Source organism: Streptomyces sp. MCA2 (genome assembly GCF_023544705.1).
GTDB lineage: Bacteria > Actinomycetota > Actinomycetes > Streptomycetales > Streptomycetaceae > Streptomyces > Streptomyces decoyicus.
This window is the reverse complement of sequence record NZ_JAMJFM010000006.1, coordinates 165,027-188,853: the sequence shown is the minus strand read 5'-3', so window position 1 is coordinate 188,853 and position 23,827 is coordinate 165,027. Positions and strand designations below refer to the sequence as shown.

Annotated in this window: 19 protein-coding genes; 7 read left to right on the top strand and 12 right to left on the bottom strand. The window is 71.8% G+C overall.

What is annotated here, in order from left to right; translation table 11 throughout:
* Positions 1 to 67: 67 nt before the first annotated feature.
* Both M8I34_RS07300 and M8I34_RS07295 read right to left on the bottom strand, forming a co-directional pair.
* Positions 68 to 862 carry a thioesterase II family protein gene (locus M8I34_RS07300; protein ID WP_250048452.1) on the bottom strand — a complete coding sequence of 265 codons (795 nt, stop codon included), beginning with the start codon at positions 860 to 862 and terminating at the stop codon, positions 68 to 70.
* Between the two features lie 128 nt (positions 863 to 990).
* Positions 991 to 1,710, bottom strand: a complete 720-nt coding sequence (locus M8I34_RS07295; RefSeq protein ID WP_250048451.1) for a 4'-phosphopantetheinyl transferase superfamily protein — start codon at positions 1,708 to 1,710, stop codon at positions 991 to 993.
* Between the two features lie 354 nt (positions 1,711 to 2,064).
* Between M8I34_RS07295 and M8I34_RS07290 the strand changes: the two genes are divergently transcribed.
* Positions 2,065 to 2,793 carry a hypothetical protein gene (locus tag M8I34_RS07290; protein ID WP_250048450.1) on the top strand — a complete coding sequence of 243 codons (729 nt, stop codon included), beginning with the start codon at positions 2,065 to 2,067 and terminating at the stop codon, positions 2,791 to 2,793.
* A 79-nt stretch (positions 2,794 to 2,872) separates the two neighbouring features.
* Here the strand turns inward: M8I34_RS07290 and M8I34_RS07285 are convergent, their stop codons facing one another.
* The 3 genes from M8I34_RS07285 to M8I34_RS07275 all read right to left on the bottom strand — a co-directional run bounded on the left by M8I34_RS07285 (position 2,873) and on the right by M8I34_RS07275 (position 6,846).
* On the bottom strand, positions 2,873 to 3,052 hold the full coding sequence (locus M8I34_RS07285) for an MbtH family NRPS accessory protein (protein WP_250048449.1): 180 nt from the start codon (positions 3,050 to 3,052) through the stop codon (positions 2,873 to 2,875).
* 117 nt (positions 3,053 to 3,169) lie between these two features.
* Positions 3,170 to 5,536 (bottom strand): M20/M25/M40 family metallo-hydrolase, encoded by a 2,367-nt coding sequence (locus M8I34_RS07280; RefSeq protein ID WP_250048448.1) that lies wholly within the window; start codon positions 5,534 to 5,536, stop codon positions 3,170 to 3,172.
* A complete protein-coding gene (locus M8I34_RS07275; RefSeq protein ID WP_250048447.1) occupies positions 5,533 to 6,846 on the bottom strand; it encodes an MFS transporter in 1,314 nt (437 codons plus the stop codon). The genes M8I34_RS07280 and M8I34_RS07275 overlap by 4 nt, the downstream gene beginning before the upstream one ends.
* 221 nt (positions 6,847 to 7,067) lie before the next feature.
* Here M8I34_RS07275 and M8I34_RS07270 point away from each other — a divergent pair, with 221 nt between their 5' ends.
* The 4 genes from M8I34_RS07270 to M8I34_RS07255 all read left to right on the top strand — a co-directional run bounded on the left by M8I34_RS07270 (position 7,068) and on the right by M8I34_RS07255 (position 13,467).
* Positions 7,068 to 7,487 (top strand): ACT domain-containing protein, encoded by a 420-nt coding sequence (locus M8I34_RS07270; protein WP_250048446.1) that lies wholly within the window; start codon positions 7,068 to 7,070, stop codon positions 7,485 to 7,487.
* A 69-nt stretch (positions 7,488 to 7,556) separates the two neighbouring features.
* Entirely contained in the window at positions 7,557 to 8,642 is a 1,086-nt protein-coding gene (gntD, locus tag M8I34_RS07265) for a guanitoxin biosynthesis L-enduracididine beta-hydroxylase GntD (protein WP_250048445.1), read from the top strand.
* Positions 8,643 to 8,749: 107 nt separating this feature from the next.
* On the top strand, positions 8,750 to 11,989 hold the full coding sequence (locus M8I34_RS07260) for an amino acid adenylation domain-containing protein (RefSeq protein ID WP_250048444.1): 3,240 nt from the start codon (positions 8,750 to 8,752) through the stop codon (positions 11,987 to 11,989).
* Entirely contained in the window at positions 11,986 to 13,467 is a 1,482-nt protein-coding gene (locus M8I34_RS07255; RefSeq protein WP_250048443.1) for a condensation domain-containing protein, read from the top strand. The genes M8I34_RS07260 and M8I34_RS07255 overlap by 4 nt, the downstream gene beginning before the upstream one ends.
* Positions 13,468 to 13,595: 128 nt before the next feature.
* Here M8I34_RS07255 and M8I34_RS07250 read toward each other — a convergent pair whose 3' ends face one another.
* Positions 13,596 to 14,102, bottom strand: a complete 507-nt coding sequence (locus M8I34_RS07250) for a DinB family protein (RefSeq protein ID WP_250048442.1) — start codon at positions 14,100 to 14,102, stop codon at positions 13,596 to 13,598.
* 514 nt (positions 14,103 to 14,616) lie between these two features.
* Here M8I34_RS07250 and M8I34_RS07245 point away from each other — a divergent pair.
* A complete protein-coding gene (locus M8I34_RS07245) occupies positions 14,617 to 14,874 on the top strand; it encodes a hypothetical protein (protein ID WP_030083123.1) in 258 nt (85 codons plus the stop codon).
* A 30-nt stretch (positions 14,875 to 14,904) separates the two neighbouring features.
* On the opposite strand, the gene M8I34_RS07240 is transcribed toward M8I34_RS07245, so the two are convergent.
* The 3 genes from M8I34_RS07240 to M8I34_RS07230 form a co-directional block, all read right to left on the bottom strand.
* Positions 14,905 to 15,435: an NUDIX domain-containing protein gene (locus M8I34_RS07240; RefSeq protein ID WP_250048441.1), complete on the bottom strand. Its 531-nt coding sequence runs from the start codon at positions 15,433 to 15,435 to the stop codon at positions 14,905 to 14,907.
* Positions 15,436 to 15,483: 48 nt separating this feature from the next.
* Positions 15,484 to 16,821, bottom strand: a complete 1,338-nt coding sequence (locus M8I34_RS07235) for a transcriptional regulator (protein WP_250048440.1) — start codon at positions 16,819 to 16,821, stop codon at positions 15,484 to 15,486.
* Positions 16,822 to 16,945: 124 nt separating this feature from the next.
* Positions 16,946 to 17,536: a TetR/AcrR family transcriptional regulator gene (locus tag M8I34_RS07230; RefSeq protein WP_250048439.1), complete on the bottom strand. Its 591-nt coding sequence runs from the start codon at positions 17,534 to 17,536 to the stop codon at positions 16,946 to 16,948.
* Between the two features lie 82 nt (positions 17,537 to 17,618).
* On the opposite strand from M8I34_RS07230, the gene M8I34_RS07225 reads away from it, so the two are divergent.
* The gene (locus tag M8I34_RS07225; protein ID WP_250048438.1) at positions 17,619 to 18,542 is read left to right on the top strand and encodes an oxidoreductase; all 924 of its coding nucleotides are present in this window, start codon (positions 17,619 to 17,621) and stop codon (positions 18,540 to 18,542) included.
* On the opposite strand, the gene M8I34_RS07220 is transcribed toward M8I34_RS07225, so the two are convergent.
* The 3 genes from M8I34_RS07220 to pheS all read right to left on the bottom strand — a co-directional run bounded on the left by M8I34_RS07220 (position 18,532) and on the right by pheS (position 23,726).
* A complete protein-coding gene (locus M8I34_RS07220; RefSeq protein WP_250048437.1) occupies positions 18,532 to 19,752 on the bottom strand; it encodes a PP2C family protein-serine/threonine phosphatase in 1,221 nt (406 codons plus the stop codon). The genes M8I34_RS07225 and M8I34_RS07220 overlap by 11 nt on opposite strands.
* A 324-nt stretch (positions 19,753 to 20,076) precedes the next feature.
* A complete protein-coding gene (gene pheT, locus M8I34_RS07215) occupies positions 20,077 to 22,602 on the bottom strand; it encodes a phenylalanine--tRNA ligase subunit beta (protein ID WP_244415883.1) in 2,526 nt (841 codons plus the stop codon).
* Positions 22,602 to 23,726: a phenylalanine--tRNA ligase subunit alpha gene (gene pheS, locus M8I34_RS07210; protein WP_250048436.1), complete on the bottom strand. Its 1,125-nt coding sequence runs from the start codon at positions 23,724 to 23,726 to the stop codon at positions 22,602 to 22,604. Before pheS ends, pheT begins: the two co-directional genes overlap by 1 nt.
* Positions 23,727 to 23,827 lie beyond the last annotated feature (101 nt).

Sequence of the window (23,827 nt, the reverse complement as noted above, 5' to 3'; positions counted from 1 at the left end):
GGGGTGGCTGGTGCAAGGGCCGTGACGGCCGTGGGTGCGCTCGCGGGAGGGGGCGTACGCGCGCCCCTCACAGTGGCCGTGCGCGGAACTCGGGACGGTGAGCCGGCGCGGGAGGCGCGACGGCGCCGAGGGTGGCCCGCACATCGGCGAGCAGCCCTGCCAGCACCTCGGACATCTGGTCCTGGAGGAAGAAGTGCCCGGAGGCAAAGGTGCGGACGGCGAAATCACCGTTGCTCTCCGCGCGCCAGTGCGCGGCCCGGTCCGGGCATACGCCCGGGTCCGAGCTCCCCAGGTAGACCCGCACCGGGCAGCCCAGCGGCCTGTCCTCGGCAGGCGGCCGGGTCGCCAGGACCGTCAGGTCCGCGCGCAGTGCCGGGAGCAGCATCCGCATGTACTCCTCATCGGCGAGCAGTTCGGGCGGGGTGGCGCCCACGTGCCGCAGGAAGTCGAGGGCCCCCTGCTCGGTGAGCCAACGGCCGTAGTCCTTGTGCGGGGTCAGACGCGGAGGCTCACAGGCCGCCGCGATCAGCAGGTCGGGGGTGAAGCCGCGCTCGCGGCCGAGGGTGCGGCACAGCTCGGCACCGACGGTGGCCCCCATGCTGTGGCCGAAGACCACCAGCGGGCGGTCGGCCAGCTCGGCCACCTCCTCGCTCAGCGGCCGCAGGATCTCCTCCAGCGAGTGCACCGGGGGCTCGTCGATACGGCTCCCGCGGCCGGGCAGTTCCACCCCGACCACCCCGATCTCCGCGGGCAGCAACCGGGACCATCGCCGGAACGTGTGGGCCGCGGTGCCGGCGCCCGGGAGGCAGAGCACGCGCAGGGCGACGTGCCCCCTGTGCGACCAGTCGCGCAGCCATGTCATCGGAAGTCCCCTTCACATCACAGCGGATCCGGCCGCGCCGGACACCGGATTCCAGCTTCGCGCCAGCGGCCGGGAGTTGCAGTCAGGGGAGTTCCTGACAGGTGGTCCTGAGCCAGTGGCGTACGGATTCAGGGCACCGTCACCGTGCGGTGCGCGGGTGGTGCGCCGACCGCGAGGGCGGCGGCGAAGCCCGGGGGCGCGGCGAGGTCCCGTACGGACCAGCCGCCGCGCAGTGCGGGGACCGACGCCGCGGTCCACCCGTCGGGCCGTGTCCCGCCCAGGCGCGGCAGCTCCGCCATACCGGTCCCCGCCGCTTTGCCCACCGCTTCGTGGCGGGTCCACATCCGGGTGCCGTCCTCGTCGGACAGCCGCTCGGCGCCCGGGTCGCGGAGCACGGTGGCCCATCGGATGCCGGTACGGACGCGTTCCACGTCGATGCCCACCGACAGCGGCGCCCTTGCGACGGCCACCATGGCCAGGTGTTCGCTGTGGCTCAGGCTGACGTCGAACGCGGTCCGGCCCGCTCCGTCGCTCCATACGGGCTTGCCGTGCGGCGACGACCCGCAGCGCGGACAGCGGCGCTCGACCCGCAGCGTGGCCGGTTCCTCGCCCGTGCAGCCGGCGAGGAGGTGCCGCAGCGTGCAGTGCGCCGCCCGGTGGCGCCGCCGGCCGGCCGCGTGGTGCAGCCGGGCGGTGCGCTGTCGTTCCTGCGCGTCCAGGCAGTCTCCGCCGTCCGGCAGCACCACGTCGTCGAGGTCCAGGCACCACACGTGGACGGCGTCGGGCGGCAGGCCGGGGAGGACGGACAGCACCGGGGCCGGATCGTGGACACGCCCGGCAGCGGTCACCGCACGCCTCGGACCGAGGCGGCCGGACCGCCGGGCCGAGCGCAAGTCTGCCGGCCTGCCGGCACCTCGCCGTCGGCCGGGCAGCGGAGGGTGACGGGGTCCGGGGTCCGCTGCCGATCGGCGAGCGGACCGGGCCGGCTCCCCGCCACGGGGCGCATCTGGTGCGTCGGCGCCCTTGTCGTCCGAGGGCGCTGCGGAGTCACAACCGTGGGCACCGGCAAAGACTGGCAAGTACACGGACCGCGCTGACAGTCGGGAACACTCCTGACATCCGGGCGGCCGGCGAGCCGGGCGGCAGGCATCCGGACGATCTAGGGTCGCTGGCACGATCCGTCGCCCCGCCGAGGAGCCTCCTTGACCGCGATATCCACCTTTTCCGTCGCCGGCACCTTCAACGGGCCTCCCACCAGCGCCAATGGCGGCTACGCGTGCGGCAGGCTGGCCGAGCTGGCGACGGCCGGAGGCCTGCTGGACTCCCCTGTCGCGGTGTCACTGCACCTGCCGGTCCCGCTGGACACCCCGCTCACCTACCGGCCGGCCGGAAAACGCGGGCACGCCTGGCACGGTGAGGACGTGGTCGCCTCGGTCACGGCGGGAAGTGGTCCCCTGCCCGTGGTGGAGCCGGTTTCGGCGGCGGCGGCAAAGGCGGCGCAGGACTCCTTCACCGACGTCGGGCATCCCTTCCCCACGTGCTTCGTCTGCGGCCCGGAGCGGGCCGAGGGCGGTCTGGCCCTGCGGCCGGGTGCGGTCGAGGGCAGGCCGGACACGGTCGCCTGCCTGTGGTCCCCCGGGCCCGAACTGGCCGACGAACGGGGTGCGGTACTCCCTGAGATCGTGTGGAGCGCCCTGGACTGCCCCGGCGGCTGGACGACCGATCCGGTGCGGCGCCCCCGGCTGCTGGGCCGGATGTCCGCCCGGATCACCGAACTCCCGTCGGCAGGAGGCGAGTACGTGGTGGTCGCCAAGCTGGAGCGCACCGAGGAGCGCACGACGACGAATCTCACCGCGCTCTACGACGCGGCCGAGGGCCGGCTGCTCGCGCATGCCTCGGCGCTGTGGATCGCCATCGACGCGAGCGTCTGACCAGGGCCGCCACTGAGGGCCTGTCCCCCGCCCCGGTCCGGGCGGAGGACAGGCCCTCAGTGGTACCGCGGCTCATCGGTCAGCGGGCGCTGGCCGGACGCATATCGGTCCATGTGCTGTCGATGTGGGCCAGGCAGTCCTCCTTGGAACCGCTGAATCCCTCCTCCCGCCAGCCGGCCGGGATCTCGCGCCCCGCCCGCCAGATCGAGTACTGCTCCTCGATGTTGACGACGACGTGGTACTCCTGCGCTCCTGCCATGACGAACCTCCCGTTGGTGCACCTTAATAAGGCATCTTTTTTGGACATGGTGTACGGCGGTTGACCGTCTCCCCGGCGGGGGCCGCTGGAGTGGCAGCAGCATGTGCCGTACGGACATCAGAGGGTGAACTGCCGGGAGACGAGGGTGAATCCGGCATCCCAGGAGGCCCAGGTGACAGTCGCGGGGCGCTTCCCGCTCAGCGCTCCGGCCGGGAACCCGGGGGACTTCGCCAGCAGACGCAGACGCAGCGGCCCGTCGCCTTTGACCCTCAGTGTCAGTTCGACGCCCTCGGCCGGTGGCGCGGCGTAGGTGAAGCCCCACCCCCAACGCCCCTTCACACCGGGCCGGTTCCTGCCTCCGGGCAGCTTGTCACCGCCCACAGTCAGGCCCTGGACGCCGGAGCTGCCCGTCGTGTCGGCGTAGAGCATCAGCTGACTGGCCGTGCCGGCGGATCCGAGGCGCACCACGACGTCCCTCGATCCGCTGCCGGCCCGGGTGGACAGCACCTTCAGCTCCGGCGCCGGAGCGTCGGCCAGCGGCGCGGGGCCCGTGCGCCAGTCGTCAGGTTCCTTCAAGTAGGGGAACTTCACCGCCACCGGCGTCGTGCCGGCGCCCACGTACCGTTCGAGCCAGGGGTGGTCGCCGTACCCGGAACTCACCCAGCGGGCCTTGTTCCGGTCACCGTCGACCACGTACAGCAGGCTCACGTGCGCCGGGTGCCGGCTGTCCACTCCGTCCCGCGCCACCCCCGCCACGCACCCGGCAGCCCCGACCAGCGCCGCCACGGACGTCCATACGACGAGGGCCCGGCCGCGGAGGCGGCCGGCGAACGGCGCCACGAGCGGGGCCACGAAGAGGGCCACCACGAGGAGCGGCACCATCGCCAGGACCAGTCCCAACGCGTCGAAGAACAGCGCCGCTATGGGGACCAGCAGCGCGGCCCCGGGCACCGCTGCCAGCGCCGACAGCGCGTCCCGCCAGGCCGAGCCGTCCGGCAGCCGGGCCGCGAGCACCAGGCCCGCCGAACCGGCCAGCGCGGGCCACACGAAGAGGTAGGAGGCGCCGGGCACCAGGACGGCGGTGAGTACGGCCAGTGCGGTCAGCCAGCAGGTGAGCGCCGCGCCCAGTTCCAGGGCCCCGCGCCGGCGCCGCAGCACCGAGGCCCAGATCCAGACCGCCACCGCGGTGAGCACCGCCAGGCCGAGCGCGGTGAGCGCCGGCCGGTACGGGTCCCCGAAGACGAAGCCCGTGTAGTGCGGACGGAAGAACGTCATGAGCTGCCAGCCCGTCCAGCCGACGGCGGCCGCCGCGAGCAGCGGCACCACGACGGTCGTGGCCGCGACCGCCACCGAGCGGCCCCTGACGGCCCGGCGGCGCACCGCGACGTACAGGGCAGCGGCGAGCGCTGCGACCGAAAGACCGGCCAGGGGCAGGACGAGGCCGCCCGGGTAGCGCAGCAGCAGGCCGCCGAGTGAGAAGTAGGTGGCGTCCGCACTCCGTGCGATCGCGGGAATGTCGGCGGCGGCGGCGAGCTGCCGGGTGGCGGCCAGCACCGTGGAGCCCTTGTCCTGAAGCGTGGCGCGGCTGGAGTTGGCAAGGTTGTCCTGGGGGGTGTCGTAATTCGCCGACGTGCCGATGTTGGCGAAGTTCATCCCGGTCAGGCCCGCCTCGCGGAAGACCGTGAAGTCGGTGGCGTTGGGCAGCAGCCGGTACACCTCGTACGCGAGCGAGGTGGTGACCGGGACGTGGTCACCGAGCGCCGGTACGAGCGCGCCGTTGTGCGCACCCGTCTCGAACATCACCGTGCGTCCGGACGTGCCCCTGGCCTCCAGGTTGAGCACGACGGTCCGGTCCGCGCCGCCCGGGCCGCCGGAGGCGGCGAACGCGCGGGCCCCCATCAGACCGGCCTCCTCCCCGTCGGAGAACAGGAAGGTGATGTCGTTGCGCGGCGCGGGCCCCGCGCGCAGCGCCCGGATGGTCTCCAGCAGGACGGCGACGCCGTGTGCGTCGTCGGTGGCGCCGGGGCCGTTCTCCACGGAGTCGTAGTGGGCCACGACCAGTACGCGACCGGTCGGGGCCGTACCCCGCACGGTGGCCTGGATGTTCTGCACCCGGGCGGCCATGGCGTGGCCGGGAGTGCGGTCGACACCGACCGACTCCTTGGTCCTGGGTACGAGTCCCAGGCCGGTCAGTTCATGCATCAACCGGTCACGGACCCGGTCGTGCGAGGCGGACCCGATGGGGTGGGGCGCGCGGGCGATCTCCTCGACGTGCCCGTACGCCCGGGCGGCCGAGAACTCCTTCGCGGGCGCGTCGGCGGGCAGCGGGTCGGGGAGGCTGACCGTGCCGGTCACGGTCGCCGTCACGGCGATCAGGGCGACGACGGTGAGCAGCAGCAGGCCCGGGAGGCGCCGCCGCACCGCGGGCGACGCGGCCGGTGGCCGGGTGGACGGATCGGGGGTCGCGATCTCGCGAAGGGTCACTGCTCAGCCATTCCTGTGCTGGTGGTCGGGTTCCCGGTGCCCTCGTGCCGTGACGCGTCGTCCTGCCCGGTCAGCCGCCCGATGCTGCGGTTCGACAGCAGGGGCAGCGAGAGGAGCGTGACCGCGGCGAGCAGGGCAGCCGCGAGGAAGAACGGGGCGCGCAGGCCGAAGTGGCCGGCGATCAGGCCGCCGGTGAGGCCGCCCAGTGGCGCCAGCCCGTTGATGACCAGTCGGTACGCGCCGTTGATGCTGCCGAACCGGCCCGGCGGGATGAGCTCCTGGCGCAGCGTGGTGGTGACCACGTTGACCAGCGCGACGCTGACTCCCACGAAGGCGAAGGCGCACGCTGCGGCCAGCGGGTGCACGGCCGCCCCGCCGAGCGCGAAGGCCAACGGGCACAGAGCGAAGGAGAGCTGGAGCACCGCGCCGCGCCCCCTCCTCGCAACGAGCCGGGGCGCGAGGGCGAGGCCCAGCAGTCCGCCGCCCGCAATCACCAGCAGGAGCAGGCCGTACTCCGTCTCGCTGACGTGCAGCACGCGCAAGGCGTAGAGCACGGCAATGCCCATCACGGCGAGCACCGCGAAGTTGAGTACCCCCGCCATCAGGCAGACCGTGCGCAGCAGGCGGTGCCGCCACAGCCAGGCGATGCCTTCGCCCGTCTGGACCGCGAGCGTGCGCGGGCCCAGGGGGCGGCCCTGCCCGGGCGTCCGGGTGCCGGTCCCGCGTACCCCGAAGATCAGCAGGGCGGAGAGCGCGAAGCAGACCGTCGCCAGGCTGAAGGGCAGGACATGGGCCGCGGCGAACAGCGCCGTGCCCACGGGAGCACCGAGAAACTCCATGGTGACCAACCGCCCGGTCAGCAGGGTGCTGTTGGCCGCGTCCAGCGATCTGGAGCCGGCCACATCGGGCACGACGGCCTGGGACAGGTTGTCCGCCATCGTCTCGATGGAGCTCAGCAGGAACGCCGTGACCGCCAGTGCGGCTATCCCGACCCGGTCCGCGAGAATCACCGCCACGAAGCAGCCCAGCACGACGGCCCTGGCCACATCGCAGATCCACAGCATCCGCCAGCGGTCGAGATGGTCGATCAGCGTGCCGGAGAGCGGGCCGACAAGAACCCAGGGGAGCTGGCCCGCCACCGAGACCAGCGAGACGGCGAAGGGGTCGCTGCTGACGGTGGCGGCGTACACGGAGAGCGCGAAGATCCGGATGCCGTCCCCGAGCCCGGACATCGAGGTCGCGGACCACAGTTGCCGAAATCCGGTCCCGAAGCGGCGCCGCGACGCTGCGGCATTGGTCGGTTCAGCCACCTCGGGTGCCTCCTTCCTGAGGCCGAGAAGCGCACCCCGATCGTGGCAACGAAGCGCACCCGACAGGAGTCGGGGGAATCCCTCATGCCACCGGCGGATCACGGACCGGCCGGCGAGCACCGTGACCGTCCGCGCACGCTCCCGTACGAGTGGCCAACAGCCGTTTCAGGGGATGCCCTTGACGCATTCCGCCCCGTGGAGTCCGGCATTAGCGTGACCTCGTGATCACCTCTCCGGCACAGCGACTCCGCGTCCTGCCCCTCGAATTCACCGTCGAACACCTCCCCTCCGGGCAGCCGGCCGCCGACTCCTCCTGGTGGGCCATGGTCCGCGCGCCCGAGGGGCTCACCGTGGTGCGCGAGGCCCCGCCCGAGACAGCGGCAGGAGAGGGCGGCCCCGGACCCCGGGAACGGTGGACCGGTCTGTACGGCGACACGGCCCACGGACTGGATGTGCCGGGCATGCTGACGGCCGTGATCGCACCGCTCGCCGCCACCGGCGTACCCGTCTTCGTCCACTCCACCTTCCACAGTGATCTGGTCCTGGTGCCGCGGGCCCGCCGCGCCGACGCCTTCGCCGCGCTGCGCGCCGCCGGCCACGAGGTGGACGACGAGCTGTCAGGGGAGTCCCCGACTGCCTGATGCCCGCGGACGGCTGCCAGCCTCGTAGCCAGACAGCCTGGCTCAGGCTGTTCACAGAGGAGGTTGACCGTGGGATTGGCGGATGTCGAAGACGCCGAAGGCCTTGGCATACGAGCAGCCGATGGCGTGCCGTGCCTGGAGCTGACCCGTGACGAGAGCGCAGTGGTCCGTCAGCTCACCGATGACCTTCTCGACGAGGACCCGCAGCGTCCCCTCGACGAGCGGCTCGACCGGCTGTCGGTGCGGGCCCACGACATGCCCGAACGGGTGCGCCGTCACCTGACGGAGTTCCGGCTCACCGGCCGGCCGTACGGCGGTCTGGTGGTTTCCGGACTGCCGGTCGACGAGGACACGCTGGGCCCGACACCGATGAGCTACACGGACGAGCCGAAGAGCCGCGAGACCGACCGGGCGGCGGCCGTACTGCTTCTGGCGGGCTCCCTGATGGGTGACCCGGTCTCCTATCTGACCCAGCAGCGCGGCCGGCTGGTGCTGGATGTCTTCCCGGTGCACGGCCACGAGGAATCCCAGCTGGGTTCGAGTTCGACGGTGAACCTGGAATGGCACAACGAGGACGCGTTCCACCCGATGCGCGCCGACTGGATCATGCTGTTCTGCCTGCGCAACCCCGACAACGTACCCACCACGTTCGCGCCGGTGCAGGACCTCGAACTGGACGAGGCCACCCGCCGCATCCTGTTCGAGGAGCGGTTCATCATCCTCCCGGACGAGTCGCACACCGCGGCCTTCAACGAGACGACCACCGGTGTCGATGCCACCGCATGGGCCGACAAGGCCTACCAGCAGATCGCCGAGATGAACAGCAGTCCCCGGCCCACCTCGATCTTCAGCGGGAGGCGGGAGGCCCCCTTCGTACGGCTCGACCCGGCCTTCATGAAGCGGTCCCTGAACGACCCGGCAGCCGAGAAGGCACTGGACCTCGTCATCGACGCGATCGACAACCGGCTCCGGGACGTCGTGGCCACCCCCGGCGATCTGCTGATCATCGACAACAAGCGTGCGGTGCACGGGCGTAAGCCGTTCAAGGCCCGCTATGACGGCACGGACCGCTGGCTGCGGCGTATCAACGTCACGGCGAACCTGCGGGACTCCGAGGACCGCCGCTACGGCTCGCACGGGCGAGCCCTGGTCTGAGGCCCGGAGCTGTGGCCCGTGCGCCGGTCCAGCGGCGCACGGGCCACAGCCGTCCTGTCCTGCTCCCGTCCGGACGCCGGACGGAGCCGAACGCGGCAAGGAAGACGATGGACACCGTACCGAAGCCCGGACCTGCGGAAACGGACGACGAGATGACCGACGGCGACTCCTTCATGGCCGACACCTCCTTCAGCCAGCAGAGCATGTGGCTGCTGGATCAGACGGACCCCGGGCAGCCCACGTACCACGTGCTCGCAGCCGTGCGCATCGGAGGGGAACTGAACCATTCCGCACTGCGCCAGGCACTCGGCAGTGTCATCGAGCGGCACGAATCACTGCGCACGGTCTTCCACTTCGACGGAGTGGAGCCCCTGCAAGTCGTCCTGCCGGAACTGCACGTGGAGCTTCCGGTCGACGAGATCGCGGGCCGGGACGTCGGCGAACTCATCCAGGCCGAGGTCGAGCGGCCCTTCTCGCTGACTGCCGGGCCGCTGGTGCGCATGCGGCTGCTGAGGCAGTCCGCCGAGGAGCACATCGCCGTCCTGACCATGCATCACATCGTGACCGACGGCTGGTCGACCGGCATCCTCCTGCGGGAACTCTCGCTCTGCTACGAGGCCCACGTGGGCGGCTCACAGGCACAGTTGGAGCCCCTCCCCCTCCAGTACGTCGACTACGCGGTCTGGCAGCGCGAGACGCTGCGGGGCGAGACGCTGTCACGACTGGCCGACTACTGGCGCGCGCAGCTGACCGGCCTCGAACCGCTCCAGCTGCCCGCCGACCGGCCGCGCCCCGCCGAGCCCTCCTCGGCCGGAGCGCTGCACGCGTTCACCATCCCCACGGCGCTCGTCACCCGTCTGGACCGGCTCGCGCGCGAGCACGAGGTGACGCCGTTCATGACCTTCCTCGCGGCCTTCAACGTGCTGCTCTCCCGCTACTCCGGCAGCCATGACATCTCGGTCGCCTCACCGGTGGCCGGACGCGACCGCTCCGAACTGGCCGGCCTCATCGGGTTCTTCGTCAATACGCTGCCCCTGCGGGTGGACAGCTCCGGCGATCCGTCCTTCACCGAACTCCTCGCCCGCTGCCGGGAGGTGTGCCTCGGCGCCTACGCACACCAGGATCTGCCGTACGAGAAGCTGGTGGAAGAGCTCAAGCCGCAGCGCTACGCGGGCCTGGGCGGCCCGCTGGCCCAGGTGATGCTGTCGCTGCAAAACCTGCCGCAGGAAGGCTGGTCGGCCGGCGGTCTGACCTTCGAGGCGGTGCCCGTGGCCACGCGCACCGCCAAGTTCGATCTGTCCTTGGAGATCATCCCGGGCCCGGAGGTCTGCCACGCCACCCTTGAGTACAGCACCGACCTCTTCGACTCCGCCACCATCGAGCGGATGGCCCGTCACTTCGTGACGCTGCTCGGCGCGATCGGCGCGAACGCGGAAACCCCGCTCTCCCGGCTGCGGCTGCTGGAGGACGACGAGCGCGAGGAGCTCCTGGCCGGTGCCGCCCACCACCCGGCCACACCGGTCACCCCCGCGCAACCCGACTGTGTGCACCGGGAGTTCGCCCGGCAAGCGGCGGCCACACCGGAGGCGACTGCCGTGCTCTGCGGCAGCCGCACGCTCAGCTACGCGGAGCTGGACAGCGCGGCGAACCGTCTCGCCTGGCAGCTGCGGGAGCGCGGCGTCGACCTCGACACACCGGTCGCCGTCCTCCTGCCCCGCTCTCCCGAGCTGATCACGGCCTACCTCGGTGTGCTCAAGGCCGGCGGCTACTACCTACCGCTCGACCCCGACTATCCGGCCGAACGCCTGGAATACATGCTGTCCGACTCCGGGGTGTCCTACATCGTGACCACGGACGAGTACGCCGCCCGGCCCGGCGTACGCGACCGCGAGCCGGTCCTCGCCGCAGCCGCCGGACCGTCATCGCACCTGGGCCCGCCGCCGGACAGGACCACGGCGCATCACCTCGCCTACCTCATCTATACGTCCGGCTCGACCGGGCAGCCCAAGGGTGCGATGAACACCCACGCCGGAGTCGCCTGTTTCGCCCGCGCGATGGCCGGCACCCTCGGGTTCACCAGCGAGGACCGGGCCCTGCAACTGGCGCCGCTGGGCTTCGACGTGGTCGCGGAGGAGGTGTTCCCCCACCTGCTGGCGGGCGGATCGGTCGCGCTGCCCGACGGCAAGCCGCCGATAGCCGTCGCGGAGCTGTGGGACCTGGTACGGGAGACGGACGCAACCGTGCTGTCGACGACCCCGTCCCGGCTGAACGCCATCACCGACGCCGAACGCGCCGCGCTTCCGCCTACCTTGCGCACCCTGCTCTTCGGGAGCGAGGCGGCTCCCGCGCTGGGCCATCTGCTGCCGTGGCAGGGGTGGCCGGGGCGGCTGTGGCAGGTCTACGGCGTCACCGAGGCCGCCTGTACGTCCATCGTGGCACCGGTCGACTACGACGGAGTCGTGGATGCCGTCGTGCCGCTCGGACATCCGCTGCCGCACTGCCGCGCGTACGTCCTCGACGAATGGCTGGAGCCCGTCCCCGCGGGAGTGGCCGGCGAGCTGTACCTGGGCGGCCCGTCCCTGGCCCGCGGCTACCACGCGCGCCCCGGGCTGACCGCCGAACGCTTCGTGCCCGACCCGTACGCGACGGCACCCGGCGCCCGCCTCTACCGGACGGGAGACGTGGTGTGCCGCCGCATGGACGGCACCCTGCAATTCGTCGGGCGGGCCGATCAGCAGGTCAAGATCCGGGGCTACCGGGTGGAGCCGGGAGAGGTCGAAGCCGTGCTCACCCGGCACCCCGGGCTCTCCGGATGCGCCGTGGTGGCCCGGCCCGACACCGTGAACGCCCTGCGGCTGGTGGCCTTTGTCGTGCCCGCCGAGGGCAGCGTGGTGGACCCCGGTCAGCTGCGTGCGTTTCTCGCCGGCAAGCTGCCCGAATGGATGATCCCCAGCCATTACGTCCCGCTGCCGGAGCTGCCGCTGACGGCGAACGAAAAGGTGGACCGCGGCGCCCTGCCCGAGGTCCCCGAAGTCTCCGTGTCCACCCAGTACACCGCTCCCCGCACGCCCGTGGAAGAAGAGCTCGCGCGGATCTGGTCCACCACACTGGGCGTCGAGCGGGTCGGTATCCACGACAACTTCTTCGACCTGGGCGGCCATTCACTGATCGCCGTACGGATGCTCACCGAGGTGAGCGAGGAGCTCGGCGTGCAGGTTCCCCTGCGGGTGCTGTTCACGATCGAGCCCACCGTGGCCGCGGTGGGGCAGTACGTCTTCGAGCTGCTGCTCGCCGAGGACGGAGCGCAGGCCCCGGACGGGACGGACGCGGAAGAGGAATCGGCATGACATCGACGCCACCGGACCTGGCCGCCCGGGCCGGACTGGAGGCCGCCCTGCTGGCCCGTCGGGCCAAGAGGAAGGCCACCGGCATCCCGCGGCTGCCCCGGCCCGAAAGCGGGGGCACGTTCCCTCTCTCCCCCAGCCAGCGACTGATGTGGCGCCTCCACCACGCCTCCCCGAGCGGCAGCACCTGGGTGACCCTCGGCGGCGTCCGCCTGCACGGCCCGCTGGACCTCGCCGCACTGGAGCAGGCCTTCACCGCCGTGACCGAACGGCACGAAGCGCTGCGCACGCTCTTCGGAACCGATGAGCACGGCGATCTCGTGCAAGCCGTACAGCCCGCGGCCCCCGTCTCCGTACCGGTCACCGAAGTGACCCCGGACGGGGCCGAGGCCGCGATGGCCACGGTCTTCGACGAGCCGTTCGACCTTCGCGAGGGCCCGCTGGTACGTCTGCGGGTGCTGCGGCTGGGCCCACAGGAACACCACCTCGTCCTCGTGGTGCATCACATCATCAGCGACGGCCGCACGATGGAGATCATCATCGCGGAGCTGACGGCGTGCTACTTCGCCTTCGCCGCCGGCCTCCCCTCTCCCCTGCCTCCACTGCGGGTCCAGGTCGCGGACGTGGCCGTCTGGCAGAACCAGCGACTGAGCGCGTCCCGTCAGCGGCTGCTGGACTACTGGCTCCCGGCGCTGGAGGGGGCGACGGGGGTGCTGCCGCCGACGGATGCCGGGCCCCGGCCGACGCCCGATTCGCGGGGGTGCACCTACCAACTCCCGCTGGCCGCCGAGACGGTACAGGCACTGCGGCACCTGGGCAGCACCCACCATGCGACGCTGTTCATGGTGACGCTGGCCGCCTGCCACACCCTGCTGTCCTGGTACACCGGGGTTCGCGACGGCGCGGTCGCTTCTCCGTACACCTACCGGGACCGGCCGGAGATCGACCATCTGGCAGGCGCGTTCATGAACTATCTGGTACTGCGCACGGACCTGTCCGGCGACCCCACCTTCACGGAGGTTCTGGGCCGCATCCGCGACCGGACCGCGGCCGACTTCGAGCACCACGAACTGCCGGTCGGTGAAATCATGACGGAGCTCGGCCACGACCCCACGGCCGACCCGCACCCCCTGCTGCGCTCGCTCTTCACCGAGGAGAGCAACCCGGCACTCCCGCCGCAGGACATCGACGCCCTGCGGATTGAAATGATCAACGATCCCCCGTGGCGGCGGGCGGAGCGGGACTTCACGCTCCGGGTCACCCACGGCACCGCCGGCACCCATGTCATCGTGACCTACCGGACCGACGCGTTCACTCCCGCGCGCGTGCGGGACATCGCCGCCGACTACCGGGACCTGCTGGAACGGATCGCGGCCGGAGCGGACTTCAAGCTCTTCGACGCCCAGGGCCGGGCCAACGCTCCGGGGCTGCGGGTCCCGCCCTCCCGCGCCACGGGCCAGGAGGAGCGAGGGGATTCCTGAGGAGACGGCCGGCCCGGGCCGGGTTGCTCTTCGGGGGGAGCGGGCGTGGTGCCCGCTCCCCCCGGCTCCCGCCGCCAGGACGCCTCGTGGCGCCGAGGCGGCATCATGGCCTGTCCCCCTCGGTCGCCCTAGTCGCCGGTCGTACCGTCGAGCATCTCGCGCAGGATGTCCATGTGGCCGTTGTGGCGGGCCGTCTCCTCGATGAGGTGGTGGAGGATCCAGCGCAGGTCGACGTGGACGCCGTCGCGGACAGCCCGCTTGGCCTGGCTGTCCAGGCTGTTCCCGGCGACCAGTTCGCGGTAGCCGTCGCTCTGTCCGGCGTATTCGTCGAGCAGCTGCGTGAGCGGGAAGTCGACGGCGATCCGCATCTCGCGGTCGGGGTCCTCTTCGGTCCAGGGACCCTGGATCTCCTCGCCGAGGAAGACCACCTGGAACCAGTAGTACTCGACCCAGCGGAGATGGTTGATCAGTCCGCTCACGGTCATCAGCGGTGAGCCCGGCAGCAGCGACTTGCGGGCGTTCTCCGCGGAGATGCCCTCGCACTTGGCGCGGGCGCTGTCACGTGCGTAGTCGAGGAACGTGGTGAGCTGGGTGCGCTCGTCCCACGCGGCAGGTGTGTTGTCGATTCTGGTCATCGCCCCAAGCATCCCCGATCATCACGCGGAGTGTCGAGGTATTCACCGAGGAAACCGTCCGTCTTCACCTGGCCCGTTCCGGGAGCGGGTGCGTCGGCGGCCAGAACCCACAACTGAACCTCGCCGAGCGGACTTTGAGTTTCCATCAGATCCGGAAGGGGCGGGTCCGGGTCCACTCGTACCGGGTCCGGGGCCGTCCGCCCGCCGCTCGGGGGAAAACCGGCGGGCGGACCCCGGGCCGGCGGGCGCCCGTCCGCCGGCGTCGGCCCCCGTGGCACTCCCGAGTCAACCCCCGCGCGGGCGCGTACGGGAGCGTGTGAAGCGCCCCGTTCGGAGTGCGCCCTTCACACCCCGTACGAATGACCGCCTGCCGTCACTCCCCGTCACTTCACACGGGGTGTGCGCCGCAGACCCGCATATCCCCACCGCACACGCTCCCGTCCCTCGCCGCAGCGCAGTTGACTGATGCCCGTACGGACACGACGTCACTGACTGAAGGAATGAGGAGCGGACCGTGACCGCCCACCCCGAACCCGATCTGGTCACCGCCGACTTAGCGGAGCTGAGACGTCTCCTGGACGTCCGCACCGCCCGGGTCGACGGCCAACTCGCGCTGCTCGCCCAGCGCTCCGAGCAGAAGGAGCGTGACGCGGACGAACTACAGGCCCGCGTCACACGACTGGAGAGCACCCGCTGGCCACTGCCGTCCCTCGCCGCACTCACGGGGCTCGCGGCGCTGGTGGTGGCACTGTGGCAGGCCATGGGCCGGTGACCGCGGGCCGCGGTCACCGGCCGGATCCGGTCAGCCCAGCCGGAGATGATGCAGCATCAGCAGCCCGGCGGCCATGTTGGCGGCCGGCACCTCCCCTCGCGCCACCATGTCGGGCACCAGCTTCAGTGACACCCACTCCCGTCGCTCGGATTCGAAGCTGTCCTGGGGCGGGCCGGTGTACTCGCCCTCCTCGGACCAGTAGAGGTGATGCCGGGCATCGGTGAGGCCGTTGGAGGGCTCCACCGTCAGGAGATGGTGGAGGGGCCCCGGGCGCCACCCGGTCTCCTCCTCCAGCTCCCGGGCGGCCGCCGCCGCGATGTCCTCGCCGTCCTCGACGACACCGGCGGCCAGCTCCCAGCCCCAGGTGTCGGTGATGAACCGGTGCCGCCACAACAGCAGCACCTCATTGGCCTCATTGACCACTGTGGCCACGGCGACGGGACGCATCCGGATCAGATAGTGATCCAGGTGCCGGCCGTCGGGCAGTTCCACATCGGCCAGATTGACCCGGAACCAGGGATTCGCATAGACGGGCTTTTCGCTGAGATTGTTCCAACGCACGTAACTGCCACCTTCCGCTGAGGAGCCGGCAAGGTGACACGAGCCCGGTCAGAGGGGAACGCGCAGCACCTCGTCGATGAGATCGGCAGCCTCGTCCGTCGCGGAGCTCCCGGTCTCCGCCAGATGCTCGCGCACCGCCCGCAGCCGGTCCCGCAGCCGTTGCGACTCCATGCCGCGAGCCTGCTCCGTCATCTGCGCGGCATTGGCCACGGCCCGGTCCGCATCGCCTTGGCGCAGCTCGATATGGGTGAGCATGGCCAGCCGGTGGACCCGGCCGCGGTCGTGTGCGGGGGTGTCGACGGCGGCGTCCGCCTGCTCCCTGGCGGCCCGCAGGTCACCGAGGCTGAGTAGCGCCTCCGCCACTTGTACGTTCACCAGGCCGGGCTGGACATAGCCCGTCTCGGCGGGCTCCAGGCCGGGCCGGATGCGCTCCGCGGCCGCCTCCGCACGCCGGATGCACGACAGCGCGCCCGCGCCGTCGCCGAGCCGGGCGTAGGACTTGGCCTGCATCGCGTAGAGGTCCGCGGAGAGCGCCGGGGTGATCTGCGGGCCCGCGGCCCGCAGCGCCGCCTCCGCGAAGGCGACGGCCTGGCGGTATTCCCGTACGAAGAGGGACTGGTTGACCAGCAGCGCGATGACATACGCGCCCAGGCTGCGGTCCCCGCTGGCCTTGGCCAGCCGTAACGCCTGATGGAAGTAGCGCTGGGCCAGCCCGAGAGAGTCCGAGTCGTACGCGCAGATGCCCGCGACCGCGACCAGCCCGCCGGTCGCCCGGTGGAGCTGACGTCCCGTCGCATCGCTGTAGCTGCCCCGCAGCAGCGGCGCCGCCTCGGCGTTGAGGAATCCCACGATGCGTGCTCTGGTAGCGACACCACCCGCCTTCCGGTACATCGTCTCGTAGTGCGTCCGCGCGGCGCGCAGCATCTCGATGTCGGCCATACCGACCCGGGTCAGCCCGTCGCGCGACACATCGGAGTCCTCGGGCGGGTTCTCCCACTCCCATACGGGGATGACCGCCGAGGTTCCGGTGAGCGCCGGGGCGTCGAGGAGGTGCGGCCGCTGCTGCTCGTCGGACCGCCACAGCGCGGTGGCCCGTTCGACGAAACCGGAGAGCGGGGTGCCGGAGGCACGCGCCGAGCCCGGACCGCTGAAGCCGATGTCGTCGAGCCCGACCGGCCGGTGCAGCCGTTCGCCGAGGATCTCGCAGATCAGATCGGGCACCTGCCCACGCGGCCGCTGCCCCTTCAACCACCGGGCCACCGCCGTGTGTTCGTAGCGCAGCGCCAGTCCGCGACACCTGCCGAGCTGGTTGATGCGCGCGGCGAGCCCGGCATGCGAGATACCGGCCTCGTCGAGGATCGCGTCCAGCAGGGTGTTGGGCTCCATACCGGCCTCCCGGTGAGCCTGGCCCGCCCGCGGACCCCCGGCTCATGGCCTCGTCGACTCCACGACTCCGTGCGTCGAGCGTAGTCAACCGCCCCTCACACGGGGTGTGAAGGGCGCCGGCGGCTCAACGCGGCGCGCAGCCCCGCACCATGTACGCGATGACCGCATCGAGGCCGGAGCCGACCTGCTCGGCGGAGAGCACACCGCTCACCGCGAAGCTGGCGAATCCGTGCAGGGTGGTGAACACCGGCATCGCGATGTCGTCGACGGGCCCCTCCCGCACCTCACCGCTGCGCTGTCCCTCCGCGACCAGTTCCACCGCCATCGCCCCCAGCCGCTGAGCGGCCGTGATCAGCGCTTCGGACGCCGCCGGGTCATGCTTGACCGTGTACATGAGGTCGAGCAGCTCGGCATTGGCGAGGGCGAAGTCCACATAGGCGCGGACGAGTCTGCCGAGCCGGTCGGCGAAGGCCTCGCCCGCCGTCCGGGACGCCGCCAGTGCCTCGTCCAGCCGCTCGAATCCGGCCAGCGCCAGCGCGTCCAGCAGCGCCTGCTTGTCCTTGAAGTGCCGGCTCGGCGCGGCATGGCTGACGCCGAGGTCGCGGGCCAGCTCCCGCAGGGACAGTGCGCCGGGGCCCTTCTCGCGGAGCGTCTGCTCGGCGCGGGTGAGCAGCGCGGCGCGCAGGTCTCCGTGGTGGTAACGACGAGTCTGCATGTCCGCCATCCTATCCCCCATGTATTCACTGGCTACATTGTTGGCATTGACATCATTGTTGGCGTTGCCTACATTGATGCCCATGACTCACACCCCGAAATGGAACGCCACCGACATTCCCGACCAGACCGGCCGCACCGCCGTGGTGACCGGCGCCAACAGCGGACTCGGCATCGCCACCGTCGACGCCCTCGCCCGAGCGGGTGCCCATGTCGTCCTCGCCGTTCGCGACACCGCACGCGGCGAGGCCGCCGCCGACACCGTGCGCGGCGCCCGGGGCAGCGTCGAGGTCCGCCGCCTCGACCTGGCCGACCTCGCCTCCGTACGCGAGTTCGCCGCCGCCTGGCACGGTCCGGTCGATCTGCTGATCAACAACGCCGGCGTCATGAACATCCCGGAGTCCCGGACCAAGGACGGCTTCGAGATGCAGCTCGGCACCAACCACCTCGGTCACTTCGCGCTGACCAACCTGCTGCTGCCGCACGTCACCGACCGCGTGGTGACCGTGTCCTCGGGCGCCCACCGGATGCCCGGCAACCGCATCCACTTCGACAACCTGAACCTGACCGGCGCCTACCGCCCCGTCACCGCCTACAGCCAGTCCAAGCTGGCCAACCTGCTGTTCACCCTGGAGCTTCAGCGCCGTCTCGCCGACGCGGGATCGCCGGTGCGCGCCCTCGCCGCACACCCGGGCTGGGCCGCCACCAACCTCCAGGGCGCCGATGTCAGCGTGCTGCGGCGCGCGGTGATGCAGGTGGGCAACCGCGTGGTCGCCCAGGACAACAGGGCCGGTGCGCTGCCCACGCTCTACGCCGCCACCCAGGACCTGCCCGGCGCCTCCTACCTCGGCCCGGACGGCCTCGGCGGGATGCGCGGCGCACCGACGATGGTCGGCAGGACGGCCGCGGCCAGCGACCCGGAGACCGCCCGGCGCCTGTGGCAGGCCTCCGAGGAACTGACCGGCGTCGCCTTCCCCTCCCCGACCGGCCGGGAGGTCACCGCGTAAGGCGCTCCCCGGCAGGCGGGGTGCCGGCCGACGACGCCGGCACCCGCACCCGGTCATTGCTCAGCATCAGCAGCGCCACATCATCCGTCAGCCGCCCGCCCGCATGCCGCAGCAGCGCCTTCCGCACCGCACCGACCACGCCGGACGGCGAGGGACCGCACGGTGCCGCGGCCGCCACGACGCTGCTGCGCAGTTCCTGCGCCAACGGAAAGAACTCCCCCGCCGCATCCCGCGCGTCGGCCGCCCCGTCGGTGTGCAGGAACAGCCCCTCCCCGGGCCGCAGCCGCCCGCACCGCACCGCGGAGAGCTCCTGCGGTAACGGGAACAGCCCCAACGGCGGCATCGGCTCGGCCGCGGCGACCGGGGCGACCGCCCGGCAGGCGACCCGGTACGGCCACGGATGCCCGCAGTTCAGCGCCGTGACGGAGCCGTCCTGCGCCACCTCCAGGAGCAGCAGCGTCACAAACTCCTCCGCGAGCACACTCACCGCCTCCCCGGCACCGGCCACCGGGCCCCCGGCAAGCGCCCGCTCCCGCAGATGCCGCTGGTGCGACCGCTCCAACCGGCGCAGCACCTCGCCCAGTTCGGGCTCGTCGTGCACCACTTCGCGAAAGCTGCCGAGCATCGCCGCCACCGTGCCTATGGCCTCCAGGCCGTGCCCGCGCACATCCCCGATCACCGCCCGCACCCCGTGCCGGGTCCCCACGACCTCGTAGAGATCCCCGCCGATCATGGCCCCCTCGCTCGCGGAGAGATGGTCGGCCGCCAGCAGCACCCCGTCGATCCGCCGGGGCAACGGCCGCAGCACCACCCGCTGCGCGGCGACGGCCACCTCCCGGGTGCGCTCCAACTCCCGTACCAGCCGCAGCCGCCGCCCCGCCGTCAGATAGCTGGCACCGATCACCGCGAGGGTCGCACCGCAGGTCATGAGGCGCGTGCCGGCCCCGGCACCGGGCTCCGCCTCGCCGAACGGCACCAGCGCCAGCAGCGCGCACAGCCCGCCGAGCAGCACACACTGGCGGCGGCCGGTGCCCGCGCAGGCGATGGCCGGCGCGGCGGAGAGCAGCTGCAACAGCCGGCCGCTGGTCGGATGCCACAGCTCCCAGGCCACCACCCCGAGCACCCAGAGGCCGGGCAGGACGAAGACGAAGGCGCGCCGCGCGGTTTCCGCTCCGGCGCGTGCTCCGCCCCTCGCCCGGGTTCGGATCATGCCGATGGTCCCCCTAGCAGGCGTTGAGCGGATCGGCCGGGCCCGCTGCCGCGCCTCGCGCGGCCCGCCACGACCGGGTCGATTCTTGCGACGTTCCGTATCCGTCCGACGACGATCCGTACACCATCACCCGATTGAGTGATGGTGTACGGATCTGATCGTCTCCCTGGAACCGGCGGGCACGCCCCCACCCGCCACGGACGGCCTCAGGGCACCCGGCCCGCCTCACCGCGCCCTCCCGCCGCACAGCGGAAAAAGGGTGAGGGCCCGGACGGTCTCACCGTCCGGGCCCTCACCCCTCGATCACGCCGTGGCGGGCCGTGTTCAGCCGCGCTGCACCGCCGCCGTCCGCTCGACGGCCGCCGCGACCGCCGCGTCACGCGCCGCCGAGGCCTCCTCGGCGGTCAGCGTCCGGTCGGCGGCACGGAAGCGCAGCGCATACGCCAGCGACTTCTTGCCGGCGCCGATCTGCTCACCGGTGAAGACGTCGAACAGCCGCAGCGACTCCAGCAGTTCCCCCGCACCGTCGCGCAGCGCGCCCTCGACCTCGGCGGCCGGGACGGAGTCGTCGACCACGAGGGCGACGTCCTGGGTCGCGACCGGGAAGGCCGAGATCTTCGGGGCCCGCAGCGGTCCGGTGCCGGCCTGCTCCAGCCGGTCCAGGTCGATCTCCATCGCGCAGGTGCGCTCGGGCAGGGCGAGCGTCTTGATGACACGCGGGTGCAGCTCACCGGCGTTGCCGACGAGGATCTCCTCACCGTCGGCGACGGCGAGCAGCGCCGCACAGCGGCCCGGGTGGAAGGGCGCGTGCTGGTCCTGACGGACGATCAGCTCGACGCCCGCCTCACGCGCGACCTTACGGCCCGCCTCGATGGCGTCCGCCCAGACCGCGGGGCGTGCGCCGCCCCACCAGCCGTCCTGCTCACGGCCCCCGGCGAGCACCACGGCGGCACGCCGCGGCTGCTGCGGCAGCGAGGCGTCCAGCGAGGCGATCTCGTCGTCGGTCGGCCGGCGGTCGACGACCAGCCGGCTGGCCGGCTGCTCGTCACCGGTCGCCCGGAAGACCGGTCCGGTCTCGAAGAGCGCCAGATCGTGCGTGCCGCGGCCGTAGTTGCGGCGCAGCGCGTTCAGCAGCCCCGGGATCAGCGTCGTACGGAGGTCGGGCTCCTCGTCGGAGAGTGGGTTGACGAGGGTGACGGCCGCGCGGCGCGGGTCGTCGGACTCGATGCCGAGCTGGTCGAGCACGTGCGAGCCGGTGAACGGGTAGTTCAGCGCCTCGACATAGCCCGCACCGGCCAGCACCCGGCCGACCCTGCGGTGCAGCCGCTGACGCTCGGTCAGCCCACGGCCGGCCGGCGGCTTCGGGAGGGTGGAGGGCAGGTTCTCGTAGCCCTCCAGCCGGATGACCTCTTCGGCCAGGTCGTTCGGCTCGCTGAGGTCCGGCCGCCAGGACGGCACGGTCACGACCAGCTCGTCCTGGCCGTAGGCGTCGCAGCCGACCTGCTGGAGGCGGCGGACGACGGTCTCCCGGCCGTAGGCGACACCGGCGACCTTGTCCGGGTGGTCGGCTGAGATGGTGATCGTGCGCGGCCCGCTGGGCGTGACGACCTCGGTGACGCCGTCCTCGGCGGTGCCGCCCGCGAGCAGCACCAGCAGGTCGACGGTGCGCTGCGCCGCGGCGGACGCGGCCTCCGGGTCCACCCCGCGCTCGAAGCGCTTGGCGGCCTCCGAGGACAGCTTGTGCCGGCGGGCCGTACGGGCGATGGAGAGCGCGTCGAAGTGCGCGGCCTCGATCACGACGTCGGTGGTGCCGCGCTGCTCGCCGGTCTCAGGGTCGGTGACCCCGCCCGCGATCTCGGTGTTGGCGCCGCCCATGACACCCGCGAGGCCGATGGGACCGCGGTTGTCGGTGATGACCAGGTCCGCGGCGTCCAGCACCCGCTTGGTGCCGTCCAGGGTGGTCAGCTTCTCACCGGGGGCCGCCCGCCGGACGCCGATCGGACCGTCCACGCTGGTGCGGTCGTAGGCGTGCAGCGGCTGGCCGAGCTCCAGCATCACGTAGTTGGTGATGTCGACGGCCAGCGAGACCGGACGCATCCCGGCCTTCTGGAGCCGGCGCTGCATCCACAGCGGGGTGCGCGCGCCGGGCTCCAGACCGGTGACCGTACGGGCGGTGAAGCGGTCGCAGCCCAACGGGTCGGAGACCTGGACGGGGTAGCCGGCGGAGTTCGGCGGCGGCACGTCCAGCAGCGCCGGATCGCGCAGCGGCAGGCCGTAGGCGGTGGCGGCCTCACGGGCGACACCGCGCATCGACAGGCAGTAGCCGCGGTCCGGGGTGACGGCGATGTCCAGCACCTCGTCGACGAGCTCCAGCAGCTCGATCGCGTCGGTGCCGACCTCGTACTCGGGCGGCAGCACGATGATGCCGTGCGTGCCGTCGTCGCCCATGCCCAGCTCGTCGCCGGAGCAGATCATGCCGTGCGAGGTCTTGCCGTACGTCTTGCGCGCGGCGATCTTGAAGTCGCCGGGCAGCACGGCGCCGGGGAGGACGACCACGACCTTGTCGCCGACGGCGAAGTTCCGCGCGCCGCAGACGATTTCCTGCGGCTCGCCCGTGCCGTTGGCCTGGCCGACGTCCACCGTGCAGAAGCGGATCGGCTTCTTGAAGCCCTCCAGCTCCTCGATGGTCAGCACCTGGCCGACGACGAGCGGGCCCTTGAGGCCCTCGCCGAGGCGCTCGACGGTCTCGACCTCCAGGCCGACGGCAATGAGCTTGGCCTGTACGTCACGGCCGGTCTCCGTCGCCGGCAGGTCGACGTACTCCCGCAGCCAAGAAAGCGGGACCCGCATCAGATCTCCATCCCGAACGGCCGGGTGAACCGGACGTCGCCCTCGAACATGTCGCGCATGTCTTCCACGTTGTGCCGGAACATCAGCATCCGGTCGATGCCGAACCCGAAGGCGAAGCCGCTGTACTTCTCCGGGTCGACGCCGCAGGCCACGAGCACCTTGGGGTTGACCATGCCGCAGCCGCCGAGCTCGATCCAGCCCTCGCTGGAGCAGGTGCGGCAGGGGCGGTCGGCGTTGCCCACGGACTCGCCACGGCAGACGTAGCAGACCATGTCCATCTCGGCGGACGGCTCGGTGAACGGGAAGTAGTTCGGCCGCAGCCGGGTCTTCATGTCCGGGCCGAACAGCGCCCGGACCATGTGGTCGAGGGTGCCCTTGAGGTCGGCCATGGTCAGGCCCTCGTCGACGGCGAGCAGCTCGATCTGGTGGAAGACCGGGGAGTGCGTGGCGTCCAGCTCGTCGGTGCGGTAGACCCGCCCCGGGCAGACGACATAGACCGGCGGCTCGCGGTCGACGAGCGTACGGGCCTGGACCGGCGAGGTGTGGGTGCGCAGCACGACACCGGACTCATCGCCCTCCGTTCCGTTGCCCTGCACGAAGAAGGTGTCCTGCATCTGGCGCGCCGGGTGGTCGGGCACGAAGTTGAGGGCGTCGAAGTTGAACCACTCCGCCTCGACCTCGGGGCCCTCGGCGATCTCGTAGCCCATGGCCACGAAGACGTCCGCGACCCGCTCCATGAACGTGGTGAGCGGGTGCCGGGCGCCGGCCGGGGTGCGGTCGTAGGGCAGCGTGACATCCACCGCCTCCTCGACCAGCACACGGGCGTCGCGCTCGGCCTCCAGCTCCTCCTGGCGGACCTTGAGCGCCTGGTTCACCCGGCCACGGGCCTGGCCGACGCGCTTGCCGGCGTCCGCCTTGGCGTGCGGGGGCAGGGCGCCGATCTCACGGTTGGCGAGCGCGAGCGGCGAGCGGTCGCCGGTGTGCGCGACCTTCACCTCACGCAGCTCCTCGAGATCGGCCGCGGCGGCGATGGCGGCCAGCGCCTCGTCCAGCCGTGCGGCGATCTCTTCCGGTTTCAGGGCTTCGACCTCGACAGGGTCGTACGACTTATTGGGTGCGGACATCTCTTCCCGTGCTTCCGGTGGACTGGCTTGGCTTGGCTCGCGTCGCCTCGGCTCCTCGATCACAAAGGTCGGATGCCGAGCCCGCGCTGTGCCCGCGATGC